Annotated in this window: 8 protein-coding genes; 6 read left to right on the top strand and 2 right to left on the bottom strand. The window is 43.0% G+C overall.

Features of this window, described 5'->3' with window-relative positions:
* Positions 1–2,887: ribonuclease E (rne, locus tag N473_RS09745; RefSeq protein ID WP_081221059.1), on the bottom strand; the 2,887-nt coding region annotated here is incomplete at its 3' end.
* Positions 2,888–3,433: 546 nt separating this feature from the next.
* On the opposite strand from rne, the gene rluC reads away from it, so the two are divergent.
* Positions 3,434–4,396 carry a 23S rRNA pseudouridine(955/2504/2580) synthase RluC gene (rluC, locus tag N473_RS09740; RefSeq protein WP_063367739.1) on the top strand — a complete coding sequence of 321 codons (963 nt, stop codon included), beginning with the start codon at positions 3,434–3,436 and terminating at the stop codon, positions 4,394–4,396.
* Complete coding sequence (locus N473_RS09735) at positions 4,386–5,027, top strand: HAD family hydrolase (protein ID WP_063367738.1); 642 nt, start codon at positions 4,386–4,388, stop codon at positions 5,025–5,027. Before rluC ends, N473_RS09735 begins: the two co-directional genes overlap by 11 nt.
* Here the strand turns inward: N473_RS09735 and N473_RS09730 are convergent.
* Positions 5,007–5,603: a Maf family protein gene (locus N473_RS09730; RefSeq protein WP_063367737.1), complete on the bottom strand. Its 597-nt coding sequence runs from the start codon at positions 5,601–5,603 to the stop codon at positions 5,007–5,009. The genes N473_RS09735 and N473_RS09730 overlap by 21 nt on opposite strands.
* A gap of 121 nt (positions 5,604–5,724) precedes the next feature.
* On the opposite strand from N473_RS09730, the gene yceD reads away from it, so the two are divergent.
* The 4 genes from yceD (at position 5,725) to fabD (ending at position 8,565) form a co-directional block, all read left to right on the top strand.
* On the top strand, positions 5,725–6,249 hold the full coding sequence (gene yceD, locus N473_RS09725; protein WP_039607834.1) for a 23S rRNA accumulation protein YceD: 525 nt from the start codon (positions 5,725–5,727) through the stop codon (positions 6,247–6,249).
* A gap of 10 nt (positions 6,250–6,259) precedes the next feature.
* Positions 6,260–6,430, top strand: a complete 171-nt coding sequence (gene rpmF, locus N473_RS09720) for a 50S ribosomal protein L32 (RefSeq protein WP_023400289.1) — start codon at positions 6,260–6,262, stop codon at positions 6,428–6,430.
* A gap of 11 nt (positions 6,431–6,441) precedes the next feature.
* Positions 6,442–7,482 (top strand): phosphate acyltransferase PlsX, encoded by a 1,041-nt coding sequence (plsX, locus tag N473_RS09715; protein WP_063367736.1) that lies wholly within the window; start codon positions 6,442–6,444, stop codon positions 7,480–7,482.
* Positions 7,483–7,638: 156 nt separating this feature from the next.
* On the top strand, positions 7,639–8,565 hold the full coding sequence (fabD, locus tag N473_RS09710; RefSeq protein ID WP_063367735.1) for an ACP S-malonyltransferase: 927 nt from the start codon (positions 7,639–7,641) through the stop codon (positions 8,563–8,565).
* Positions 8,566–8,573 lie beyond the last annotated feature (8 nt).

Below are 8,573 nucleotides of genomic sequence, written 5' to 3'. Positions count from 1 at the left end.
GTGCAGGCTCTGCTTCAGGAGCAGCTTCTGCTACAGGTGCAGCTTCTGCTACAGGTGCAGGCTCTGCCACAGGTGCAGCTTCTGCCACAGGTGCAGCTTCTGCCACAGGTGCAGCTTCTGCTACAGGTGCAGGCTCTGCTACAGGTGCAGGCTCCGCTACAGGTGCAGCTTCTGCTACAGGTGCAGCTTCTGCTACAGGAGCAGGTTCTGCCACAGGTGCAGGTTCTGCTACAGGTGCAGGCTCTGTTACAGGTGCAGGTTCTGCTACAGGTGCAGGTTCTGCTACAGGTGCAGGTTCTGCTACAGGTGCAGGCTCTGTTACAGGTGCCTGTTCAGTCAAAGGTGTTGACTCAATAACAGGTACTTGTCCAGCTAGGGGGGCTTGCTCAATCGTTTGAGTCTCACCAGAGCGTTGTTGTGCTTCAAATTCAGCCGCAGCCTGATCTGCAACAGGGACAAAAGCAGGTGCAGACTGACGATTTGCTGATTCACCGCGTTTACGTCTTTGTCCTGCTGCTCTTAGATGACGAGGAGAACGTCTCGAGCGAGTTTTTGCTTCACGCTTATCCGTGTCTGCTTCTTCAGTATGTTCAGCAACCGCTGCGACAGTCTCTGCTTGCTCACGTTCATCAATGTTATTTGATTGAACAGCAGCTTCAGCTTTTTCCAACGTTTCCGAATCAGTATGCTTCACCTCTTCAACTGCTGGTGCTTCTTCAACAGGTTTAACCTGTTTTTCAGCGCGTACAGTCTCTATAGATGCTTGAGGAGCCTCTGTTGCAACGGTTTCTTGAGTCGTTTCAACGGGGTTTTCAACACGCACTTTCTTACGTAAATTGCGACGCTGACGACGTTGCTTAACAGGCTTCTCTTTTTGCTCCTGCTGAGTATCTTGTTTTTGATTCTCACTGCTAACATTCTTCTGCTTATCAGAATCTACACGTTTACGGTTGTTTTGACGGCGTCGCTTGTTACGATTTTCAGAGCGTTCTTGGTTCTCTGAACGATCTTTTTCTTCGCCTTTGCCTAAATTCTCGTTTGTGGTTGTTTCTTTTTGTGCATCACCACGTCCACGACCTTTACGTCTTTGATTGCGACGACGGTTGTCTTGCTTTCCACGGCGCTTTGGTTGCTGCTTCTTCTCATCTTCTTTAGGTTGCTCCTCTTCAGAAGAGAGTAAGCCTTTTAACCAATTAGTTACGCGTGTAAATAAACTAGGAGTTTGCTCAGACTTTTTAGAAGTTGATGCCTGAGGTGCTTTCTTGGCCTCTGGCTGAGAAGCCGGGGCTGGCGATGTAGGCATTACCACGCCTTTTAATACAGGCTCCTCTTTAGGGGTTGCCTGCGTCATTTGCACTTCTACAATATCAGCTTCTGGTTCTGCTACTTGCTCATAACTAGCAAGTTCAGGTACATCATCCTTACGGAGGCGAATTACCTCATAGTGTGGCGTTTCCAAATGCTGGTTTGGAATAATGACAACATGACAGTTGTGCCTTTTCTCAATACGCTGCACCGCGCGACGCTTTTCGTTGAGTAAGAATGAACCGACTTTGACAGGAACTTGTGCATTGACCTGAGCAGTATTTTCTTTAATCGCCTCTTCTTCGATCAATCTTAGAATTGACAATGCGATTGACTCATTGGAGCGGATCGTACCTTGGCCACTACAACGTGGACATGTATGTTGGCTCGCTTCGCCAAGAGATGGACGCAAGCGTTGACGTGACATCTCTAGCAGACCGAATCTTGAAATCTTACCGATTTGGACACGTGCTCTGTCAGCTCTAACCGCTTCTTTTAAACGATTTTCAACTTCACGCTGGTGACGTGGCGGTGTCATATCAATGAAGTCGATGACAATAAGACCACCCAGATCTCGAAGTCTTAACTGTCTGGCAATTTCATCTGCAGCTTCTAAGTTTGTATTAAGCGCTGTTTCTTCTATATCTCCGCCTTTTGTTGCTTTAGACGAGTTGATATCGATAGAAGTAAGTGCTTCTGTTGGATCGATGACAATTGAGCCACCAGAAGGTAAGCGAACTTCGCGTTGGAATGCAGATTCAATTTGACTTTCAATTTGGTAGTGTGTGAACAGCGGTACATCGTTTTTGTACAATTTCACACGGTTTATAAAGTCTGGTCTGAAACGTTCAATATGCGCTCTGGCTTCATCGAACACTTTTTGCTTATCAATTAAAATCTCACCAATATCACGGCGAAGGTAATCGCGAATCGCTCTGAAAATAACATTGCTTTCTTGGTGGATTAAAAAAGGTGCTTTACGGCTGTCAGCAGCTTCTTGAATGGCTTGCCAATGCACTAGAAGTGCTTTTAAGTCGTATTCAAGTTCCTCAAATGACTTGCCAACCCCGGCGGTGCGAACGATAAGCCCCATGCCTTTAGGCAGCTTAAGGCGGCTTAACGCTTCTTTAAGCTCGATGCGTTCATCACCTTCAATACGGCGAGAAATACCACCGGCTCTAGGGTTGTTTGGCATGAGTACCAAATAACTACCAGCAACGCTGATGAAGGTTGTTAATGCTGCGCCTTTTTGTCCACGCTCTTCTTTGTCGACTTGAACAATAACTTCCTGACCTTCTTTGATCACATCTTTGATATTTGGGCGACCATTAAACGTGTAGCCGTCAGGGAAGTAAGTTTTAGCGATTTCTTTGAGGGGAAGGAAGCCGTGACGCTCTGCGCCATAATCGACAAAAGCAGCTTCAAGTGAGGGTTCAATACGGGTTATTTTGCCTTTATAAATATTGGCTTTCTTTTGTTCGTGACCTGGGCTCTCTATATCTAAATCGTATAGACGCTGGCCATCAACCAGTGCAACACGCATTTCTTCTTGCTGCGTTGCATTGATTAGCATGCGTTTCATATTTTCTTATACTCTATTTACTTTATTTATCTTCCCATACTTATATGTCGTCGGGGCGATAAAATTCTACTTATACTATTCTTGTGCGCCATTGCAGGCAGTTTAAATGTTCCTGTTACTGATGCAGTCTCACGACTGGGGAGAAGGGAACTTAGTCTGTTTTAACACTTATGCCTGAATCATATTGTCGACGGGTTAAAAAAATAGCTTTTACTTTTGCTACAGAACTCGCTCGGGTTAAACACACCCACAAATTTACACAAGACACGATAGTTTTGCTTTTATTTACTCGTACGTCGCGTCTGGCGATACAAGGATGAACTGTTACACGCTTCACCTTATGCCAATTACACGTAATAATTGTCTTGGGTCGGAGATAAAAGCTTTGGAAATCTTAGCTCTGATCTGTATGATCCTCCACCCAAGATGTGCATCACGACAGTTTATTTGCGATAAAAAGCAATGCTCGCAAAATTTGCGAGACGATTATCCCACTAATAACTGTGTGATAGCAACTAAATTATTACTCAAATCAGTGATTAGGCAATGTCAGAAAAGAATGGTTTACAAGTTACCTTTGTAACTATCACCGAAGATCAGTTAGGTCAGCGTATTGATAACTTTTTAGTTACCCACTTAAAAGGTGTGCCAAAGAGTGCTGTCTATAAAATTTTGAGAAAGGGCGAAGTACGCGTTAACAAAAAGCGTGTTAAGCCGGTATATAAACTGCAAATTGATGACGTAGTTCGGATCCCACCGGTTAAAACCGCCGAGAAAACGGAATTTGTTCCCAAAAATTTAGATAGGGTTGCAGGTCTTGAAGATTGCATAATATATGAAGATAAGTACCTGATTGTTATAAATAAGCCTTCAGGAATGGCAGTACATGGCGGGAGCGGTCTGAGCTATGGTTTAATTGAAGCAATCCGAGCATTAAGGCCGCAAGAAAAATCGCTAGAGCTGGTTCATCGCCTAGACCGAGATACATCAGGTTGTCTTTTGATTTCGAAACGACGAGCCGTATTAAAAGGGTTGCATGAGCAGCTACGAGAGAAAACCATGGAGAAGAACTATTGGGCACTTGTAGCTGGAGAATGGTCTTCAAAACATAAAAATGTGACAGAGCCTTTAAGGAAAAATACGTTAAAGTCAGGTGAGCGAGTTGTTCGTGTTGACCATGAAGAAGGCAAAGCGTCTCATACGCGTTTTCGTGTATTAGAAAGGTTTAATGGTGCGACGTTAGTTCAGGCATCTCCTGTAACTGGTCGTACGCACCAAATTCGTGTACACACTCAATGTAAAGGTCATCCCATTGCATGTGATGATAAGTATGGGGATCAAGCATTTGATGCGCAAATGCGTGGAAAAGGTCTTGGGCGTCTGTTTTTACATGCAAGAGAACTTCGTTTCTTTCACCCTAAAACAGAGACAACTGTTCACGTTGAAGCCCCTTTGGATGACGCACTGTTGGATTGTATAAAGACATTAAGAGCAGAGAATGGATTATAAGTTAGTTATATTCGATTGGGATGGCACGGTAATGGATACGGTGCCTAAAATTGTGAATACCATTAACCTAGTCGCAGATCAGTATGGGTTTTCAAGAGAGAGCGAAGAAAAAACCAAAAGTATTATTGGACTATCACTTGAGCATGCTTTAGCAACTTTGTTTCCTGCACAAGCAAAGAGAAGTGCAGAGTTGGCTGCTGCTTATAAAACGATTTATAGAGATGTAGATCGCACGCCTACTGAGCTCTTTAATGGTGTTGAACAGGTTATAAAACAGTTATCTGAGAATAATATTAAACTGGCCGTCGCAACGGGGAAAAGTCGTCAAGGGCTGGATAGATTGCTTAATGAGTCGGGCCTAGCACATTATTTTGTTTGTACGCGGACTGCCGATGAAGCCCAGTCGAAGCCAAGTCCAGATATGATACAACAGATTTTGACAGAACTAGATGTCGCGCCACAAGAGACTGTGATGATAGGAGACACAACAATTGATATGGATATGGCGTCGCAAGCTGGCGTGGCTGCCATTGGTGTGACATTTGGTGTTGCAAATGCCACTGAGCTACAGGCTTTTTCACCAGTTCATATCGTTGATGAGTTCGATCAGTTATTGACTTGCTTGCTCTAAGACATCGACGTCAAATTCAGCAAGTGATTTAGTCAACTCAATGAGAGGAAGGCCAATCAATGTGTTTGGGTCTTCCCCTTCTAATTTTTCAAACAAACAAATGCCTAAGCCTTCACTTTTAAAACTGCCAGCACAATTGTATGGTTGCTCGATGTCTAAATAGTTAGAAATCTGAGCTTGAGTTAGGTTTCTAAAGTAAACGTTAAATGGCACAACTTTAGAAATACATCTTTGTTCTTCAATATTGTATACACTCAACCCTGTATAAAAGGTGACACATTGCCCACTAAACAAAGTAAGTTGTTTGATGGCATTTTCTTTATTATGTGGTTTCCCTAAAATTTCATCATTAAATACAGCTACTTGATCTGAGCCAATAGACAGTCCTTGGGAGAAATGTTGCTGTGCCACTTTTGCTTTATTTTCACTTAAGCGCTTTACCAGAGATTGTGGTGACTCATGCGCTAAGGCTGATTCATCAATGTCGGGAGAAAATGTAGAAAAAGCAAGGCCAATTTTTTTTAAAATTTGCTGCCTAAATGGTGAGCTAGAGGCTAATATAAGAGGTGTTTTCATGTATCTATTTTTATCTGAACTGAGTAATTGAGACAAGGATAAGCGTTAGTCGGCGAAAAACAATAGGAAAGTTTATTTTTACTTTGACTAAACCACTAACAATCTATATGATGCAGCCCCTATGCAAAAGGTGAAAATTCCCATCACTCTTGATCCCGGCAGGGCAGCGCAACGTCGAGCTACTTATGACGGCATTGTGTCGCTTGAAGAACTTTCTCGACTGCAGCAAGTTGTGCAGGATCAGGTAGGTGAAATAGCGGTAACTATTCATTGCGATATTGATCAGCAAGGTTTGGTTGTAATTCGAGGCTCAGCTCGAACGCAAGTGACTTTGGTGTGTCAACGTTGTAATGATGAATTAGGGTTGGATTTGGCTCAAGACTTTGCGTATTCGCCAGTCGGATTAGGTGCAGAGTCGGATGATCTTCCAGAAAGCTATGATGTGGTGGAATTAAATGAAGAAGGTGAAATCAATCTTCGAGAACTGATCGAAGATGAATTGATTTTAGCGATTCCTATAGTTCCTATGCATGATGAAGCTTCATGTTCGTTTTCAAATAAGCCTGTGAGCTTTGGCGAAATCGAAACAGAAGAAAGTAAACCAAATCCATTTGAAATTTTAAAACAACTTAAGAAAGATTCTTAGGAGAAGGCTAATGGCGGTACAAAAAAGCAAAGTGACTCGTTCACGTCGTGGCATGCGTCGTTCACACGATGCTATCAGCGGACCAGCTTTAACTGTAGACCAAGTTTCAGGTGAGACTCATCGTCGTCACCACGTAACTGCAGATGGTTACTACAAAGGCGTTAAAGTAATTTCTAAGTAAGAGATTGCTTTATGCTGACTAATCTAACCATTGCGTTAGATATGATGGGGGGCGATTACGGCCCCCGTTCATCTATTCCAGCTGCTATTCTCGCAGTTGATAAATACCCAAATCTCACTTTGTTGTTATGCGGTAATGAAGCTGTATTGCGACAGGCGCTGAGTAAAGAAAACCAATTAAATCATCCAAGACTGGTAATAAAGCACTGCGATCAAGTTGTCACAAATAATTGTGAACCTGCACACGCGCTCAGAAATAAACGCAATTCTTCAATGCGCATTGCGCTTGACCTTGTGAAATCAGGGCAGGCTCAGGCATGCGTAAGTTCTGGTAACACCGGCGCTTTGTTATCTATGGCACATTACGTGTTAAAAATGCTACCAGGTATAAAGAGACCTGCGCTTATTACCTCTATGCCCACAGAACAGAAGCAACCTGTATACCTGCTCGATTTAGGGGCGAATGTTTTGTGCGACCCTGAAACGTTATTTCAATTTGCCATCATGGGGTCAATCGTTGCTGGCGAGTCTCTAGATAAAGAACATCCAAAAGTGAGCTTGCTTAATATTGGTGCAGAAGACATTAAAGGGCATGAAGGTATCAAACAAGCTGCTAAGTTAATGTCTGAGTGTGAGCATTTGAATTACCAAGGTTACTGCGAAGGCAGTGATATCTTTTCAGGTAAGTCAGATGTTATCGTCTGCGAGGGGTTTGTGGGGAACATTGCATTAAAAACTTGCGAGGGAATTGCGAAGTTGATCATGCTAAAATTCACGAAAGCCCTGAAAAAACACTTTTTTTATAAGGCTCTTGCATTTTTGCTACGCCCAGTGATAAAAAAACTCTATAAAAAGGTGAACCCCGACCAGTATAACGGTGCAAGTCTGGTAGGATTGCGTGGTATTGTCGTAAAAAGTCATGGAAATGCTTCGAATAAGGCATTTTTAGCAGCGATCGATGAAGCTGTTAGAGAGGTTAATCGACGCATTCCCGAAAAAATACAAACAGCTTTTGAAAAAATGACTGATGTGGAAGAAACGTCTATTAGTTAGCACGAACGCCACACTTTCAGCGAAATTACCGGTTTTTTTTAATAAAGTTGTTTTTGAATAACCAAATTTAGTCATACTTCGACAATTGGCGTTCTAGATCAGTCTGTCACGCTGATTGTGAGTGATCAAATTTAAAGACGAGTAAAAGAGCATCTTATGTCACAAAAAATTGCTTTACTTTTCCCAGGCCAAGGCTCTCAGAGTGTTGGTATGTTATCAGAGCTATTAGCGTCTTCTGATATTGTTAAAAACACCTTTGCTGAGGCATCGGAAGCGCTTGGCTATGACCTTCAAGCTTTGGTCTTAAATGGCCCAGAAGAAGAGTTAAATAAAACGCATAAAACGCAACCTGCATTGTTGACTGCTAGTGTTGCCATTTTCCGCCATTGGCAAGCAAAAAATGTAGATGCTGAACTCGTATTAGCTGGTCACAGTTTAGGTGAATACTCAGCATTAGTCTGTGCTGGCGTATTGGAATTAGCAGCGGCAGTTAAGTTAGTTGAAAAGCGTGGTTTATACATGCAAGAAGCAGTGCCTGCAGGCACGGGTTCAATGGCAGCAATTATCGGATTAGGTGATGATGTCATTGCTAAGGTGTGTGAAGACGCTGCACAAGGGCAAGTTGTTTCTCCGGTTAACTATAACTCGCCCGGTCAAGTTGTTATTGCAGGTCACAAAGAGGCTGTTGAGCGTGCAAGTGAAGCATGTAAAGAAGCTGGTGCCAAGCGTGCGCTACCTTTATCGGTGAGTGTGCCTTCTCACTGTGAATTAATGAAGCCAGCTGCAGAGCGTTTAGCTGCTGATCTTGATGCTTTGACTTTTGCAGAGCCTAAATATCAAGTTATTAATAACGTCGATGTTGAGGTAGCAACGAGTGCTGCTGAAATAAAAGATGCGTTAGTGAGACAGCTATTCAGCCCTGTACGTTGGACTGAGACAGTTCAAAAATTAGCAGCGCAGGAAATCACTCAAGCCTATGAATTTGGTCCAGGCAAAGTGTTGACAGGTCTAGCAAAGAGAATAGACAAATCAGTTAAATGTGCTGCTGCTAACGATTTAGCATCAGTTGAAAGTGCAGAATAATAGAGAAG

This window comes from Pseudoalteromonas luteoviolacea CPMOR-1 (genome assembly GCF_001625685.1).
Lineage (GTDB): Bacteria > Pseudomonadota > Gammaproteobacteria > Enterobacterales > Alteromonadaceae > Pseudoalteromonas > Pseudoalteromonas luteoviolacea_K.
Note: the sequence above shows the minus strand (reverse complement) of the source record. Positions and strands in the feature narration are given on the sequence as shown.